The organism is Citrobacter telavivensis, assembly GCF_041807075.1.
GTDB lineage: Bacteria > Pseudomonadota > Gammaproteobacteria > Enterobacterales > Enterobacteriaceae > Citrobacter_A > Citrobacter_A telavivensis.
Genome location: NZ_JBGUBF010000002.1, coordinates 647974 through 663171 on the forward strand (window position 1 = coordinate 647974; position 15198 = coordinate 663171).

Here is a 15198-nt window from a genome sequence, read left to right on the forward strand (position 1 = left end):
ATTATAGATAGATATACTTGACTTCCGCCGGATGGCGGCAAAATAGCCTTATCCGGCCTACGGTTCAAAAGCGGGTGTAGGCCGGATAAGGCGAAGCCGCCATCCGGCATAATGACAGAATTAACAAATACGCGGCAGAGGTTCGGCATGCGGTAAATCCAGTGTGCGCTTCACGCCGTAAAGACCGGCCAGACGCACACCTTTACGTTCGACGACGTCGCCAATCAGTGCCGCATCGCGCCCCAGCGGATGGGCATGCAAGGCAGCCAACACCTGCTCTGCCGCCTGACGTTTAACCGCAATCACCAGTTTGCCTTCGTTAGCGAAATTAAGCGCATCCAGACCCAACAGTTCACAGACTCCACGAACGGCGGGCTTCACGGGAAGTGCGGATTCGGACAGCTCAATCCCGCAACCACTGGCAGCTGCAAACTCGTGGGCGACCGCGTTCACGCCGCCACGCGTCGCGTCGCGCAGAGCTTTCACGCCGGGGATATCGCGCAGCGACTGAATCAGCGGTGTCAATACCGCGCAATCGCTGACCAGTTCACCGTCCAGCCCCAGTTGTTCACGCAGATTAAGAATGGTTGCCCCGTGATCGCCCAGCGTCCCGCTGACCAGCAGCACATCACCTGCACTCAGGGTTTGTGCGCCCCAGTGAATATTGGCCGGGATCGCCCCCATGCCCGCGGTATTAATAAACAGTTTGTCCGCCGCGCCGCGCTGAACGACTTTGGTATCGCCGGTGACGATTGCAATGTTAGCCTCGCGCGCGGTGGCGGCCATGCTGCTCACCACGCTTTTCAGCGTCTCCATCGGCAGCCCTTCTTCGAGGATAAAACCGCAGGAGAGATAGCGAGGGATCGCGCCGCTGACGGCGACGTCGTTGGCGGTACCGCAGATCGCCAGCTTGCCGATATTACCGCCGGGGAAGAACAGCGGATCAATGACATAGCTGTCAGTGGAGAAGGCTAACCGATCGCCTTCTGCGACCAGTTGCGCCAGTTCAAGCCGCGCCTGATCTTCCTGTTCCGCCAGCCACGGGTTGGCAAAGGCTTCCATAAACAGGCTGTTAATCAGCTGCTGCATGGCCTGACCGCCACTGCCGTGGGCGAGTTGTACGCTGTTCATGCTTCACACTCCTGCTGACGATACTGATACCAGGCGGCGCATGCGCCTTCTGAAGAGACCATCAGCGCGCCGAAGGCGGTCTCTGGATTACAGGTCTTGCCAAACAGCGGGCACTGATGCGGTTTACATTTCCCGGTCAGCACTTCGCCGCAGCGGGCACGCGGATCGTCGTAAACCTGTTGGGGGGCCGGGCGGAAATGCGCTTCGGCATCAAAACGCTGGTAATCGGGCGTCAAATGCACACCGGACGATTCAATCACCCCCAGGCCGCGCCACTCACTGTCGCCAGTAACGCAAAATACCTCGGCAATAGCCTGTTGCGCCAACAGGTTACCGGCATCGGGCACCACGCGGCGGTACTGATTTTCGACCTGACTGTGGGCCGCTATTTTCTGCTCAACCAGCATCAGGACGCCTTGCAGTAGATCAAGGGGTTCGAATCCTGCGACCACCAGCGGACGATGAAATTCACTGGCAATAAAATGATAGGCTTCAGTGCCGATAACCATGCTGACGTGGCCTGGCGCGAGGAACGCGTCGATGCCGTTGTCGGGCTGTTCCAGCAGACTGCGCAGGGTCGGAATGAGCGTGATGTGCTGGCAGAAGAAGTAAAAGTTCTGCACGTCGCGCAGTTTCGCCTGTTGCAGGGTAATGGCGGTCGTCGGCATGGTGGTTTCAAAGCCGAGACCGAAGAAAACGACTTTGCGCGTCGGGTTTTCCTGCGCCAGTTTGAGCGCATCCATCGGCGAGTAGACAATGCGAATGTCCGCACCGCGCGATTTCGCCTGTAACAGCGATCCCTGTTTCCCCGGCACGCGCATGGCGTCGCCAAAGGTACAGAAAATCACCTCCGGATGGCTGGCAATTTCCACGCAACTGTCGATACGCCCCATTGGCAACACGCAGACCGGACAGCCCGGGCCGTGGATGAACTCCACGTTTTCGGGGAGCAACTGGTCGAGGCCGAATTTAAAGATGGCGTGCGTATGACCGCCACAAACTTCCATAATGCGCAGCGGACGTTCGGCGGTGTACGGCAGATGCGCGGCACGTTCACGCAGGTGCTCAATCAGTTGCATCACCTGTTCCGGCGCGCGGTATTCATCAACAAAACGCATTATTTCCCCTCGCCATACAGCAGAGCGCCGACGTCAGGCTCAACATCAAACATGTTCTGGAACGCATCGAGCGTGTCGCGCGCTTCGGCTTCGTTAATCACGCTCATGGCAAAACCGACGTGGACCAGTACCCACTGGTTTAGACGGGGTTCACCGTGCTCATCGCAACTGCCGACCAGCGTCAGATCGACGTCGCGCTGAATACCGCAAACGTCGACTTTCGCCAGGTTACCTTCAATGGTGCGGATTTGGCCGGGAACGCCTATGCACATCGCTGTGCCTCCAGCCAGTTCAGCCACAGATCCATCCCTTCGCCGCTGGTGGCGGAAATCAGGATGATCTCGATGTCCGGGTTGACTTCCCGGGCGCTGGCAATGCACTTCTCAACGTCGAAATTCAGGTACGGCAGCAGGTCGACTTTGTTGAGCAGCATCAGCGAGGCGGCAGCGAACATATGCGGGTATTTCAGCGGCTTGTCTTCGCCTTCAGTGACAGAAAGCACTGCCACTTTATGGCGTTCGCCGAGATCAAAGCTCGCCGGGCAGACGAGATTGCCGACGTTTTCGATAAACAGAATACCGTGGTCTGCCAGCGGCAGACGTGGCGCGGCATCGGCAATCATCTGCGCGTCAAGGTGACAGCCTTTGCCGGTGTTGACCTGAATGGCTGGCGTGCCGGTGGCACGAATGCGCGCCGCATCGTTGACCGTCTGCTGGTCGCCTTCAATAACGGCACACGGCACGCTGTCTTTCAGCTTCATCAACGTTTCGGTGAGCAGGGTCGTTTTACCGGAGCCTGGACTGGAGACGAGGTTGAGCACCAACTGCTGGCGCGCGGCGAAGCGGGCGCGGTTGCGCTCAGCCAGCCGGTTGTTCTTATCCAGCACGTCGATTTCCACTTCCAGCATACGACGCTGGCTCATACCTGGCGCGTGGGTTCCGGCTTCACCGTGACCGTAGTGCAGATCGCCTTCTTCAGTCTGGCTCGGGGTGAATTCGGACGTTTTGATGCCAGTAATATTCAGTGCCGGGCGAGCTGCCGGGGCAAAAGGCGCGCTGCGAAACGCGGAATGAGGGTTATGCTCATCACCCTCTATATAAAGGTTGCCTTCAGCGCAACCACATGTTGTACACATCGCTCACTCCTGATCTATTTCTATTCGTCGAATCTGTAATCCGTCATCAGCCACGATCTGCAGCGTGTCGCTATTGCATTGCGGACAACGGCGTACGCGCTGGGTGAGTAAGGTGACGTATTGCTGACAGGATTCACACCAGCATTCGGCTTCTTGTTCCTCGAGGTGCAGTTTACAACCTTCCGCAACGGTGCCACGGCATACCAGATCAAAACAAAAGGAGAGAGCGCTGGTTTCTACGCAAGAAAATGCGCCAATTTTGAGCCAGACCCCAGTTATCCGTTTTGCGCCGTGCGCGACGGCCTGTTGTTCGATCAATTCCAGCGCCCGCTGGCAAAGGGTAATTTCGTGCATGTCACCTCCCGATGTTATGGGCAGGGTTAAGCAATAACTATGCCAGCCTGAAAATTGCGTGCGTTAGCCGATGACGATGATGACGAAATGACATGTCATCTGGACGTCGACATCCGTCATTTATTTTTAAATTCATGAAAAAACAATTAGTTAAAAACTGGCATGGAAAATGCTTATGGCAGGCTATCTCTGTTAAACGGGTAACCTGACATGACTATTTGGGAAATAAGCGAAAAAGCCGATTACATCGCGCAGCGGCATCGTCGCCTACAGGACCAGTGGCATATTTACTGTAACTCGCTGGTTCAGGGGATCACCCTGTCGAAAGCGCGTCTGCATCATGCGATGAGCTGCGCGCCGGATAAAGATCTCTGCTTCGTGCTGTTCGAACACTTTCGTATCACCGTCACGATGGCGGATGGCTTCAACAGCCACACCATCGAGTATTACGTCGAAACAAAAGATGGCGAAGATAAACAACGGATTGCACAGGCGCAATTGAGCATTGACGGCAAAGTGGACGAGCGGGTCAGCAACCGTGACCGCGAGCAGGTGCTGGAACACTATCTCGATAAAATCTCCAGCGTCTATGACCGACTGTATACCGCCGTTGAGAGCGGATCGCCGATCAATCTGAGCCAACTGGTGGCGGGACAAAACCCGGCGGCCTGAACGCGGCGTTTTGCGTTGTGACGTCGTGTCATCGGTTGTCACGACGATTTGAGGGACAGACGTGTCGATAAGTGTCGATACTGACATTTCATCGGCATGTTTTCGTCAAAAATGACTATCACCTGAGGAATGCCTGGTGAATCGTTTTGTAATTGCTGACTCCACGCTCTGTATCGGCTGCCACACCTGTGAGGCCGCCTGTTCAGAGACGCATCGCCAGCACGGCTTGCAGTCTATGCCGCGCCTGAAAGTGATGCTGAATGAAAAAGAATCTGCGCCGCAGCTTTGCCACCACTGTGAAGATGCCCCCTGCGCCACCGTATGTCCGGTCAACGCCATTAACCGGGTGGATGGCGCTGTGCAGCTCAATGAAAGCTTGTGCGTGAGCTGCAAACTGTGCGGCATCGCCTGTCCGTTTGGCGCGATCGAATTTTCCGGCAGCCGTCCGCTGCATATCCCGGCCAATGCCAATACCCCGAAAGCCCCGCCTGCGCCGCCGGCACCGGCTCGCGTCAGCACACTGCTGGACTGGGTTCCGGGCGTGCGCGCCATTGCGGTGAAATGCGACCTGTGCAGCTTTGATGAACAAGGCCCGGCCTGCGTGCGGATGTGTCCAACCAAAGCCCTGCATCTGGTGAACAACATGGATATCGCCCGCGCCAGCAAACGCAAACGTGAGCTGACGTTTAATACCGACTTCGGCGATCTCTCCTTGTTTCAGCAGGCTCAGAGTGGGGATGCAAAATGAGCGCAATTTCACTGATCGTAAGCGGCGTGGCCTGGTTTGCCGCCGCCGCCGTCCTGGCATTTCTGTTCTCTTTTCATAAAGCGCTGAGCGGCTGGGTCGCCGGCGTGGGCGGCGCGGTTGGCAGTCTGTGCACCGCGGCGGCGGGTTTCACCGTACTGATCAACGCTGTCGCCGTGAGCGGCGTGATGCCGTTTATCGGTCACGGCGTGCAAATCACCCCGCTGAATGCCATCTGGCTGATTACGTTAGGGCTGTGCGGGCTGTTCGTCAGCCTGTACAACATCGACTGGCATCGCCATCCGCAGGTCAAAGCGAACGGCCTGTTGGTGAATCTGCTGATGGCGGCGGCGGTGTGCGCCGTTGCTGCCAGTAATCTCGGCACGCTGGTGGTGATGGCGGAAATTATGGCGCTGTGCGCCGTGTTCCTGACCGGTTGTAGCAAAGAAGGCAAGCTGTGGTTTGCGCTGGGACGTCTCGGTACGCTGCTGCTGGCGATTGCCTGCTATCTGGCGTGGCAGCGCTATGGCACCCTGGAGCTGCGTCTGCTCGATCTGCGCACGCAGGAACTGCCGCTGGGCTCCGACATCTGGCTGCTCGGCGTGGCGGGTTTTGGTCTGCTGGCGGGGATCATTCCACTGCACGGCTGGGTACCACAGGCACATGCGAATGCCAGCGCACCGGCGGCCGCTCTGTTCTCCACCGTAGTGATGAAGGTCGGTCTGCTGGGTATTCTCTCTTTATCGCTGATTGGCGGTAATGCGCCGCTGTGGTGGGGCGTGCTGCTGCTGATACTCGGCATGATCACCGCGTTTGTCGGCGGTCTGTATGCGCTGATGGAGCACAATATTCAGCGTCTGCTGGCGTATCACACCCTGGAAAACATCGGCATTATTCTGCTCGGTCTGGGCGCAGGCGTGACCGGGATTGCCCTCAATCAACCGGCGCTGATTGCCCTTGGCCTGACCGGCGGTCTCTACCACCTGGTGAACCATAGCCTGTTCAAAAGCGTACTGTTCCTCGGTGCGGGCAGCATCTGGTTTCGTACCGGACATCGCGATATCGAAAAGCTGGGCGGCATCGGCAAACGCATGCCGGTGATTTCTATCGCTATGTTGGTCGGGCTGATGGCGATGGCCGCACTGCCGCCGCTGAACGGCTTCGCCGGTGAGTGGGTTATCTATCAGTCTTTCTTCAAACTGGGCAACAGCGGCGCGTTTATTGGTCGTCTGCTGGGACCATTACTGGCGGTTGGACTGGCGATCACCGGTGCGCTGGCGGTGATGTGTATGGCGAAAGTGTATGGCGTCATCTTCCTCGGCGCGCCGCGCACGAAAGAGGCGGAAAACGCCTGCTGTGCGCCGATCCTGATGGGCATCAGCGTCGTGGCGTTGGCGATTTGCTGTGTGCTGGGCGGTGTTGCCGCGCCGTGGCTGCTGCCGCTGCTGGCGACCGCCGTCCCTCTGCCGCTGGAAACCGCCAATACCACCGTTTCGCAGCCGATGATCACACTGCTGTTGATCGCCTGTCCGCTGCTGCCGTTCATCATCATGGCGATGTTCAAAGGTAACCGTCTGCCGTCGCGCTCACGCGGTACGGCATGGGTCTGCGGCTACGATCACGAGCAGTCGATGGTGATTACCGCGCACGGTTTCGCGATGCCGGTGAAAGACGCTTTTGCTCCGGTCCTCAAACTGCGGAAGTGGCTTAACCCGGTAGCGTGGGTTCCGGGCTGGCAGAGCGCGGCTGTGCCGGTTCTGTTCCGTCGTCTGGCACTGATTGAGCTGGCCGTGCTGGTGGTGATTGTGGTTTCACGAGGAGCCTGAGAATGAGTGTTTTATATCCGTTAATTCAGGCGCTGGTGTTGTTTGCCGCCGCGCCGCTGCTATCCGGCGTGACCCGCGTGGCACGTGCCCGTCTGCACAATCGCCGCGGTCCGGGCGTGTTGCAGGAATATCGTGACATTATCAAACTGCTGGGCCGCCAGAGCGTCGCGCCAGCGGACGCCGGGTGGGTCTTTCGCCTGACGCCGTTTGTGATGGTCGGCGTGATGCTGACTATCGCGACCGCGCTGCCGGTGGTGACCGTTGGCTCTCCGCTGCCGCAACTGGGCGATTTGATAACCCTGATTTACCTGTTCGCCATCGCCCGTTTCTTCTTTTCCATTGCCGGTCTGGATACCGGTAGCCCGTTCACCGCGATCGGTGCCAGCCGTGAAGCGATGCTCGGCGTGCTGGTTGAGCCGATCCTGCTGCTGGGTTTGTGGGTCGCCGCGCAGGTGGCCGGTTCCACCCATATCAGCAATATCACCGATACGATCTACCACTGGCCGACGGCCCACAGTATTCCGCTGATTCTGGCGCTGTGCGCCTGCGCCTTCGCCACCTTTATCGAAATGGGCAAACTGCCGTTCGATCTGGCAGAAGCCGAACAGGAGTTGCAGGAAGGACCGTTGACCGAATACAGCGGCAGCGGTTTTGCGGTGCTGAAGTGGGGCATTAGCCTGAAACAGCTGGTGGTACTGCAAATGTTTGTCGGCGTGTTCCTGCCGTGGGGACAGATGGAAGCGTTCAGCATGGGGGGACTGCTGCTGGCGCTGGTGATTGCCATCGTCAAGCTGCTCGTCGGTGTGCTGGTGATTGCCCTGTTCGAAAACAGCATGGCGCGTCTGCGTTTTTGCGCCACTTCACGCGTGACCTGGGCCGGTTTTGGGTTTGCGTTTTTAGCGTTCGTCTCCTTGCTGGTGGCGTGATTTAAGAGAGTTTGAGCATGTCTGAAGAAAAATTAGGTCAACAATACCTTGCTGCACTGCACCAGGCGTTTCCTGGCGTGGTGCTGGACGAAGCCTGGCAGACCAGGGATCAGCTGACGATCACTGTGAAGGTCAATTATCTGCCGGAAGTGGTCGAATTCCTGTACTACAAGCAGGGTGGGTGGCTCTCTGTGCTGTTCGGCAACGATGAACGCCAGTTGTGCGGTTACTACGCCGTGTACTACGTACTGTCGATGGAGCAGGGCACCAAATGCTGGGTAACGGTGCGTGTTGAGGTCGACCCGAACAAGCCGGAATACCCGTCCGTTACGCCGCGCGTGCCTGCGGCGGTGTGGGGCGAGCGCGAAGTGCGCGATATGTACGGTCTGATCCCGGTCGGTTTGCCGGACGAACGCCGTCTGGTGTTACCGGATGACTGGCCGGATGAACTCTATCCGCTGCGTAAAGACAGCATGGATTACCGTCAGCGCCCGGCACCGACCACCGATGCCGAGACTTATCAGTTCATCAACGAACTGGGCGACAAGAAAAACAACGTGGTGCCGATTGGCCCGCTGCACGTCACTTCGGATGAGCCGGGACACTTCCGCCTGTTCGTTGACGGCGAAAATATTATCGACGCCGATTATCGCCTGTTCTATGTCCACCGCGGCATGGAGAAACTGGCGGAAACCCGGATGGGTTACAACGAAGTCACCTTCCTGTCGGATCGCGTCTGCGGTATCTGCGGCTTTGCCCACAGCACCGCGTATACCACCTCGGTTGAAAACGCGATGGGCATTGTGGTGCCGGAACGCGCGCAGATGATCCGCGCCATTCTGCTGGAGGTGGAGCGTCTGCACTCCCACCTGCTGAACCTCGGTCTGGCCTGTCATTTCACCGGCTTCGACTCCGGTTTTATGCAGTTCTTCCGCGTGCGTGAAACCTCCATGAAGATGGCGGAGATCCTGACCGGGGCGCGGAAAACCTACGGTCTGAACCTGATCGGCGGGATTCGTCGCGATCTGCTGAAAGAGGACATGATCCAGACCCGCCAACTGGCGCAGCAGATGCGTCGCGACGTGCAGGAACTGGTGGATATGTTACTCAGCACACCGAACATGGAACAGCGCACCGTGGGTATTGGTCGTCTGGATCCGGAAATCGCGCGTGATTTCAGTAACGTTGGGCCGATGGTTCGCGCCAGCGGTCACGCCCGTGACACCCGCGCCGATCACCCGTTTGTCGGTTACGGCCTGCTGCCGATGACGGTTCACAGCGAACAGGGTTGTGATGTTATCTCGCGCCTGAAGGTGCGTATCAACGAAGTGTATACCGCGCTGAATATGATCGACTTCGGTCTGGACAACCTGCCTGGCGGTCCGCTGATGGTAGAAGGCTTTACCTACATTCCGCATCGCTTTGCTCTGGGCTTCTCCGAAGCGCCGCGCGGTGATGATATCCACTGGAGTATGACCGGCGACAACCAGAAGCTGTACCGCTGGCGCTGTCGTGCGGCGACTTATGCCAACTGGCCAACCCTGCGCTACATGCTGCGCGGCAACACCGTTTCTGATGCACCGCTGATTATCGGTAGCCTTGACCCTTGCTATTCTTGTACCGACCGCATGACCGTGGTGGATGTGCGTAAGAAGAAGAGCAAAGTCGTGCCATATAAAGAACTTGAGCGCTACAGCATTGAGCGTAAAAACTCGCCGCTGAAATAAGGAATCGCCATGTTTACCTTTATCAAAAAAGTCATCAAGACCGGCGCGCCGACTTCGTCTTATCCGCTGGAGCCGATTGCGGTTGATAAAAACTTCCGCGGCAAGCCGGAGCATTATCCGCAGCAGTGTATTGGCTGCGCGGCCTGCGTGAATGCCTGTCCGTCGAATGCGCTGACGGTGGAAACCGATCTGGCCCGTGGCGAACTGGCCTGGCAGTTCAACCTTGGGCGCTGCATTTTCTGCGCCCGCTGCGAAGAAGTGTGCCCGACGGCGGCGATTAAGCTTTCTCAGGAGTACGAACTGGCGGTGTGGAAGAAAGAAGATTTCCTCCAGCAGTCTCGTTTTGCGCTGTGCAACTGTCGCGTGTGCCATCGTCCTTTCGCCGTCCAGAAAGAGATTGATTACGCCATTGCGCTGCTCAGGCACAACGGCGACAGCCGCGCGGAGCATCACCGCGAAAGCTTTGAGACCTGCCCGGACTGCAAGCGCCAGAAGTGTCTGGTGCCGTCCGACCGTATTGAACTGACTCGCCATATGAAAGAGGCCAGCTGATGAGCAATTTATTAGGCCCGCGTGACGCAAACGGTATTCCGGTACCGATGACGGTGGATGAGTCCATCGCCAGCATGAAGGCGTCATTGCTGAAGAACATCAAGCGTTCAGCGTATGTTTACCGCGTGGACTGCGGCGGCTGTAACGGTTGCGAAATTGAAATTTTTGCAACGTTGTCACCGCTGTTCGATGCCGAACGCTTCGGTATCAAAGTCGTACCGTCGCCGCGTCATGCGGACATTCTGCTGTTCACCGGCGCGGTCACCCGCGCGATGCGCTCTCCGGCGCTGCGTGCCTGGCAGTCAGCACCCGATCCGAAAATCTGTATCTCTTACGGCGCTTGCGGCAACAGCGGTGGCATCTTCCACGACCTGTACTGCGTCTGGGGCGGCACCGACAAAATTGTGCCGGTGGATGTGTATATTCCAGGATGCCCGCCGACGCCTGCGGCTACGCTGTACGGTTTCGCGATGGCGCTGGGCCTGCTGGAGCAGAAAATTCATGCTCGCGCCCCAGGCGAACTGGATGAACAGCCTGCGGAAATTCTGCACCCGGAAATGGTGCAACCGCTGCGCGTGAAGATTGATCGCGAAGCACGTCGTCTGGCGGGCTATCGCTACGGGCGACAGATTGCTGATGACTACCTGCGACAGTTAGGTCAGGGTGAACATCAGGTGGCGCGCTGGCTGGAAGCGGAAAGCGACCCACGTCTTACTGAGATCGTTTCGCATCTGAATCAGGTTGTTGAAGAGGCGCGTATCCGATGAGTGAAACGGTGGTGTTCAGTCAACTGAGCCGTAAGTTTATTGATGAGAACAATGCGGCACCCGCAGAGGCGCAGCAGGTTGTCTATTACAGCCTGGCGATTGGCCATCATCTTGGGATCATCGACTGTCTTGAAGCGGCGCTGACCTGCCCGTGGGACGCCTATCTGACGTGGATTGCCACGCTGGAAGAGGGGAGCGAGGCCCGTCGAAAGATGGAAGGGGTGCCGAAGTACGGGGAGATCGTCATCGATTTTAACCATGTGCAAATGCTGGCGCACGCGTTCGATCGGGCGCTTGTCGTACAAACTCCGGAGCAGCAGGCATGGAGTAAACAGATGCTCGGCATGCTGCACGATATTCACCAGGAGAGCGCCATCTACCTGATGGTGAGGAGACATCGTGACTGACGTTTTACTGTGTGTTGGCAACAGCATGATGGGGGATGACGGCGCGGGTCCGCTGCTGGCAGAAAAATGTACGGCGCAGGCGAAGGGCAACTGGGTGGTCATCGACGGAGGCAGTGCGCCGGAAAATGATATCGTGGCCATTCGTGAACTGCGCCCGGATCGTCTGCTGATCGTGGATGCTACCGATATGGGGCTGAATCCCGGCGAAATCCGCATCATTGATCCTGACGATATCGCCGAAATGTTCATGATGACGACCCATAATATGCCGCTGAACTATCTGGTCGATCAGCTCAAAGAAGACGTCGGTGAGGTGATCTTCCTCGGTATTCAGCCGGATATTGTCGGATTTTATTATCCCATGACTCAGCCGATTAAGGATGCCGTCGACACCGTTTACCAGCGTCTCAACGGTTGGGAAGGCCACGGCGGTTTCGCGGAACTGGACGCGTCGTGATGTTCATGCCGGATGACGGTTTGGCCTCATCCGGCCCGTTCTTCTTTCACCTGTTCAATCACTAATTTCCCCTGCATCACCGCCACATTGACGATGGTGCCGGTAGGAAAACCGGCCTGTTCCAGCCAGTCGCCGTTAATGGTTAACGACGCATGCCGGCTATAGCGGCGCGTGTTGCCGGTTTTTGGATCTTCATGGCGCTTTCTGACATAGCTCACCTTTAAACGACGAAAGGGCCTGCTGATAGCGACTTCAGGACTGTCAGTCTCAATAGTCATAAACGATTCCTTGTTGCCCACGGGTAGAAGAATATACCTGTATAAAATGCCAGTAAAAGAGGGGAAGGGCAAACCGGAAACTGGAAGGGAGATAGCGGAAACAGAATGCAAATGATGTAACGGGAAAGGGAGGGAGAACCGGTAGAGGCCGGACAGCGAGAGCGCCATCCGGCATCTTGTTTAGGTCAGATCCTGTCCGTTGCTGGCGATCACTTTTTTATACCACCAGAACGATTTTTTACGGGTTCGTGCAAGCGTACCGTTTCCGGCATCATCGCGGTCGACATAGACGAATCCATATCGTTTGCTCATTTCCCCCGTTGACGCGGCCACCAGATCAATACAGCCCCAGGTGGTGTAACCCATCAGCGGCACGCCATCCTCAATGGCGTCAGCCATGGCCCGGATATGTTCGCGCAGATAGCTGATGCGATAATCGTCATTAATGTTGCCGTCGGCATCGATTTCATCTTTTGCCCCAAGACCGTTTTCCACCAGAAACAGCGGTTTCTGATAGCGGTCGTACATCATGTTCATTGTGATGCGCAGGCCAAGCGGGTCTATTCCCCAACCCCAGTCGCTTACCTGAAGGTACGGGTTGTGAAGCGACTTCACCACGTTTGCGGCACTGGTGTTCTTTGTATTCATCTCAGCCGACGCGCAGCGCGACGCGTAATAGCTGAAAGAGACAAAATCAACGGTATTTTTCAGGATCGCGTCATCTTCCGGGGCTTTCTCTATTACCACGCCTTTCTCGCGGAATACACGAGCAGAGTAAGCCGGATATGCCCCACGCGCCTGCACGTCAATGAAGAACAGGTTTTCACGATCTTTTTCCAGTGCTGTCCAGACGTCTTCCGGCTTGCAGGAATACGGATAAAAATTCCCCCCCGCCAGCATGCAGCCCACCAGGTTCTGCGGGTTTACCTCATGGGCGATTTTCGTCGCCAGCGCGCTGGCAATCAACTCATGGTGCGCGGCCTGATACTTCACCTGATCCTGATTTTCCCCCTCTTCAAACACCAGCCCCGCACCGGAGAACGGACTGTGCAGCATGATGTTGATTTCGTTGAAGGTCAGCCAGTATTTCACCAGACCGTCGAAGGCTTCAAAACAGGTACGCGCATAGCGAGTGAAAAATTCCACCATTTTGCGGTTACGCCAGGAGCCGTATTCGGTGACCAGATGCATCGGTACATCGAAGTGGCACAGCGTCACCAGCGGTTCAATACCGTACTTTTTGCATTCGGCAAATACCGCGCGATAGAACGCGATGCCTTCCTCATTCGGCGTCAGTTCATCGCCGTTGGGATAGAGGCGGCTCCAGGCAATGGAAGTGCGAAAAACGGTGAAACCCATTTCCGCCATCAGAGCGATATCGTCTTTATAGCGATGGTAAAAATCGATCGCCTGATGGCTTGGATAAAATTCGTCATTCCGCAGTTGGAAGCGTTTTTCCAGTCCCAGCTTGACCGGCATGCGATGCTCGCCGTGCGGGATCATATCGACGGTGGTCAACCCTTTGCCGCCCTCCCGGTATGCGCCTTCAGACTGGTTGGCGGCCAGTGCGCCACCCCATAAAAATCCTTGCGGAAATACAACCATAATAAACCTCAGTGAATAACAGTCAGACGCTGGCGCCTTTTACCGCGGACGGTTGTGCAGCCTGATTTTTTCGTGCCTGTGCGGCCGCATCCTCGACGGGGATATCCTCAAAGCCCAGCAGCAGCGTCAGGACAAACGACAACACGACCGCCAGCGCCATGACGCCGAACACCCAGACGATGGTCATTGGGTTGGCCGGATCGAAAAACTGAACGCTGGTAAACAGGCCCGGTGCCGCCATTGAGTGGCTGGCGAGCCCGGCCATACCAGCGACGGCGCCACAGATGAAGCCGCTGATAAGACTCGCAATCAGCGGACGTTTCAGGCGTACCGCCACACCGTAGAGGGCGGGTTCTGAAATCCCCGCCATGATGGCCGAGGCCGCCGCTGCCAGTGCGGTCTGGCGCAGTTCCGGGTTTTTCGTTTTCCAGGCAACCGCCAGCGAGGAGCCGCCGAGCGACAGGTTGGCACCAATTTCGGACGGCATTACCATCCCTTCTTTACCCGTTTCGGCGATGGTCTGGATGATGGTCGGCGTAAAGACGCGGTGCATCCCGGTCATCACCAGCAGCGGCCACAGTGCGCCCATAATGGCGACAGACAGCCAGCCGAGATAGCCGTGAATGGTATAGACCAGCGCGGAAATTGCGCTACCGATCCAGATGCCAATTGGCCCAATCAGGACGATGGCAAGCGGTGCGGCGATCAGTACGATCAGCATGGGTTTCAGGAAGTTTTTGGTGACCGCGGGCGTAATGCGATCCACCCAGCGTTCGATATATGACAAACACCATGTCATGACCAGCGCCGGAATAACCGTATAGGTATATTTCACCGCGGTGACCGGGATCAGCGCGAATTCAACGTGCTCGCCCTGTGCCGCTTTCGCCATCAGATCGATAAAGCTCGGATGCACCAGCACCCCGGCAATGGCGATCGCCAGCGACATGTTGGTTTTGAATTTAATCGCCGCGGAGGCAGCCACCATTAACGGCAGGAAGAAGAAGGCACCATCGCCGATCACGGTCAGGATCGTTAAGGTGGAAGAGCCTTTTTCCAGCACGCCGGTCATTTCAAGGATCATCGCCAACAGTTTGAGCATTGATCCACCGATAATCGCCGGGATCAGCGGTGACATGGTGCCGATCAGCGCATCCAGGATCCCCGCGCCAATGCGTTTTAGCGTCAGCTTCGGTTTGTCGACGGGTTCGGCTGGTTGCATATCGCCCGGCAGCAGGCTGACGACTTCCCGATACGCCTGGGAGACGGTATTGCCGATGATGACCTGACACTGGTTGTCGCTGCGAACCACGCCGAGTACGCCGCTGAGAGTTTTGAGCGTGGCGCTGTCGACCAGTGCGTCATCTTTCACGACGAAACGCAGACGCGTCATGCAGTGTGTCACTGCGGTGATGTTGTCGACGCCGCCCAGAGCCGTCACCACGGCGCGCGCCAGCGCTGCATAATTCTTGGACATAGGATTTTTATCCTGTTTTAT

At 57.1% G+C, this 15198-nt stretch carries 17 protein-coding genes; 9 read left to right on the forward strand and 8 right to left on the reverse strand.

Annotation, left to right across the window (positions count from 1 at the left end; all coding sequences use genetic code 11):
- Positions 1-120: 120 nt before the first annotated feature.
- The 5 genes from hypE to hypA are packed head-to-tail and all read right to left on the reverse strand — an operon-like array spanning position 121 to position 3738.
- Positions 121-1131 (reverse strand): hydrogenase maturation carbamoyl dehydratase HypE, encoded by a 1011-nt coding sequence (gene hypE, locus ACERJC_RS14115; protein ID WP_286632167.1) that lies wholly within the window; start codon positions 1129-1131, stop codon positions 121-123.
- The gene (gene hypD, locus ACERJC_RS14120; protein ID WP_371895383.1) at positions 1128-2249 is read right to left on the reverse strand and encodes a hydrogenase formation protein HypD; all 1122 of its coding nucleotides are present in this window, start codon (positions 2247-2249) and stop codon (positions 1128-1130) included. Before hypD ends, hypE begins: the two co-directional genes overlap by 4 nt.
- Entirely contained in the window at positions 2249-2521 is a 273-nt protein-coding gene (locus tag ACERJC_RS14125; RefSeq protein ID WP_373671971.1) for a HypC/HybG/HupF family hydrogenase formation chaperone, read from the reverse strand. The genes hypD and ACERJC_RS14125 overlap by 1 nt, the downstream gene beginning before the upstream one ends.
- Entirely contained in the window at positions 2512-3384 is an 873-nt protein-coding gene (gene hypB, locus ACERJC_RS14130) for a hydrogenase nickel incorporation protein HypB (RefSeq protein WP_152402515.1), read from the reverse strand. The genes ACERJC_RS14125 and hypB overlap by 10 nt, the downstream gene beginning before the upstream one ends.
- Before the next feature lie 3 nt (positions 3385-3387).
- Positions 3388-3738, reverse strand: a complete 351-nt coding sequence (hypA, locus tag ACERJC_RS14135; RefSeq protein WP_042322631.1) for a hydrogenase maturation nickel metallochaperone HypA — start codon at positions 3736-3738, stop codon at positions 3388-3390.
- A 210-nt stretch (positions 3739-3948) separates the two neighbouring features.
- Here hypA and hycA point away from each other — a divergent pair, with 210 nt between their 5' ends.
- The 9 genes from hycA to hycI all read left to right on the forward strand — a co-directional run bounded on the left by hycA (position 3949) and on the right by hycI (position 11817).
- A complete protein-coding gene (hycA, locus tag ACERJC_RS14140) occupies positions 3949-4410 on the forward strand; it encodes a formate hydrogenlyase regulator HycA (RefSeq protein ID WP_152402517.1) in 462 nt (153 codons plus the stop codon).
- Positions 4411-4546: 136 nt separating this feature from the next.
- The gene (gene hycB, locus ACERJC_RS14145) at positions 4547-5158 is read left to right on the forward strand and encodes a formate hydrogenlyase subunit HycB (protein ID WP_125370070.1); all 612 of its coding nucleotides are present in this window, start codon (positions 4547-4549) and stop codon (positions 5156-5158) included.
- Positions 5155-6981 (forward strand): formate hydrogenlyase subunit 3, encoded by a 1827-nt coding sequence (hycC, locus tag ACERJC_RS14150; RefSeq protein ID WP_373671918.1) that lies wholly within the window; start codon positions 5155-5157, stop codon positions 6979-6981. Before hycB ends, hycC begins: the two co-directional genes overlap by 4 nt.
- A gap of 2 nt (positions 6982-6983) precedes the next feature.
- Positions 6984-7907 (forward strand): respiratory chain complex I subunit 1 family protein, encoded by a 924-nt coding sequence (locus ACERJC_RS14155; RefSeq protein ID WP_373671919.1) that lies wholly within the window; start codon positions 6984-6986, stop codon positions 7905-7907.
- A 17-nt stretch (positions 7908-7924) separates the two neighbouring features.
- Positions 7925-9634, forward strand: a complete 1710-nt coding sequence (hycE, locus tag ACERJC_RS14160) for a formate hydrogenlyase subunit HycE (RefSeq protein ID WP_373671920.1) — start codon at positions 7925-7927, stop codon at positions 9632-9634.
- Between the two features lie 9 nt (positions 9635-9643).
- Complete coding sequence (locus ACERJC_RS14165; RefSeq protein WP_286632161.1) at positions 9644-10186, forward strand: formate hydrogenlyase complex iron-sulfur subunit; 543 nt, start codon at positions 9644-9646, stop codon at positions 10184-10186.
- Positions 10186-10953 (forward strand): formate hydrogenlyase subunit HycG, encoded by a 768-nt coding sequence (hycG, locus tag ACERJC_RS14170; protein WP_152402528.1) that lies wholly within the window; start codon positions 10186-10188, stop codon positions 10951-10953. The genes ACERJC_RS14165 and hycG overlap by 1 nt, the downstream gene beginning before the upstream one ends.
- The gene (locus tag ACERJC_RS14175; RefSeq protein ID WP_152402530.1) at positions 10950-11360 is read left to right on the forward strand and encodes a formate hydrogenlyase maturation HycH family protein; all 411 of its coding nucleotides are present in this window, start codon (positions 10950-10952) and stop codon (positions 11358-11360) included. The genes hycG and ACERJC_RS14175 overlap by 4 nt, the downstream gene beginning before the upstream one ends.
- Positions 11353-11817: a hydrogenase maturation peptidase HycI gene (gene hycI, locus ACERJC_RS14180; RefSeq protein ID WP_373671921.1), complete on the forward strand. Its 465-nt coding sequence runs from the start codon at positions 11353-11355 to the stop codon at positions 11815-11817. Before ACERJC_RS14175 ends, hycI begins: the two co-directional genes overlap by 8 nt.
- Before the next feature lie 26 nt (positions 11818-11843).
- On the opposite strand, the gene ACERJC_RS14185 is transcribed toward hycI, so the two are convergent.
- From ACERJC_RS14185 to ascF, 3 genes are all read right to left on the reverse strand, one after another.
- On the reverse strand, positions 11844-12095 hold the full coding sequence (locus tag ACERJC_RS14185) for a SymE family type I addiction module toxin (protein WP_152402534.1): 252 nt from the start codon (positions 12093-12095) through the stop codon (positions 11844-11846).
- Between the two features lie 180 nt (positions 12096-12275).
- Positions 12276-13700, reverse strand: a complete 1425-nt coding sequence (locus ACERJC_RS14190; RefSeq protein WP_373671922.1) for a 6-phospho-beta-glucosidase — start codon at positions 13698-13700, stop codon at positions 12276-12278.
- 22 nt (positions 13701-13722) lie between these two features.
- Positions 13723-15177, reverse strand: a complete 1455-nt coding sequence (gene ascF, locus ACERJC_RS14195) for a PTS cellobiose/arbutin/salicin transporter subunit IIBC (protein ID WP_373671923.1) — start codon at positions 15175-15177, stop codon at positions 13723-13725.
- Positions 15178-15198 lie beyond the last annotated feature (21 nt).

Excerpts from the sequence above, each read along its gene's own strand:
- hypE (WP_286632167.1), bottom strand. The coding sequence starts at position 1,131 with ATGAACAGCGTACAACTCGCCCACGGCAGTGGCGGTCAGGCCATGCAG.
- hypD (WP_371895383.1), bottom strand. The coding sequence starts at position 2,249 with ATGCGTTTTGTTGATGAATACCGCGCGCCGGAACAGGTGATGCAACTG.
- ACERJC_RS14125 (WP_373671971.1), bottom strand. The coding sequence starts at position 2,521 with ATGTGCATAGGCGTTCCCGGCCAAATCCGCACCATTGAAGGTAACCTG.
- hypB (WP_152402515.1), bottom strand. The coding sequence starts at position 3,384 with ATGTGTACAACATGTGGTTGCGCTGAAGGCAACCTTTATATAGAGGGT.
- hypA (WP_042322631.1), bottom strand. The coding sequence starts at position 3,738 with ATGCACGAAATTACCCTTTGCCAGCGGGCGCTGGAATTGATCGAACAA.
- hycA (WP_152402517.1), top strand. The coding sequence starts at position 3,949 with ATGACTATTTGGGAAATAAGCGAAAAAGCCGATTACATCGCGCAGCGG.
- hycC (WP_373671918.1), top strand. The coding sequence starts at position 5,155 with ATGAGCGCAATTTCACTGATCGTAAGCGGCGTGGCCTGGTTTGCCGCC.
- ACERJC_RS14155 (WP_373671919.1), top strand. The coding sequence starts at position 6,984 with ATGAGTGTTTTATATCCGTTAATTCAGGCGCTGGTGTTGTTTGCCGCC.
- hycE (WP_373671920.1), top strand. The coding sequence starts at position 7,925 with ATGTCTGAAGAAAAATTAGGTCAACAATACCTTGCTGCACTGCACCAG.
- ACERJC_RS14165 (WP_286632161.1), top strand. The coding sequence starts at position 9,644 with ATGTTTACCTTTATCAAAAAAGTCATCAAGACCGGCGCGCCGACTTCG.
- hycG (WP_152402528.1), top strand. The coding sequence starts at position 10,186 with ATGAGCAATTTATTAGGCCCGCGTGACGCAAACGGTATTCCGGTACCG.
- ACERJC_RS14175 (WP_152402530.1), top strand. The coding sequence starts at position 10,950 with ATGAGTGAAACGGTGGTGTTCAGTCAACTGAGCCGTAAGTTTATTGAT.
- ACERJC_RS14185 (WP_152402534.1), bottom strand. The coding sequence starts at position 12,095 with ATGACTATTGAGACTGACAGTCCTGAAGTCGCTATCAGCAGGCCCTTT.
- ACERJC_RS14190 (WP_373671922.1), bottom strand. The coding sequence starts at position 13,700 with ATGGTTGTATTTCCGCAAGGATTTTTATGGGGTGGCGCACTGGCCGCC.
- ascF (WP_373671923.1), bottom strand. The coding sequence starts at position 15,177 with ATGTCCAAGAATTATGCAGCGCTGGCGCGCGCCGTGGTGACGGCTCTG.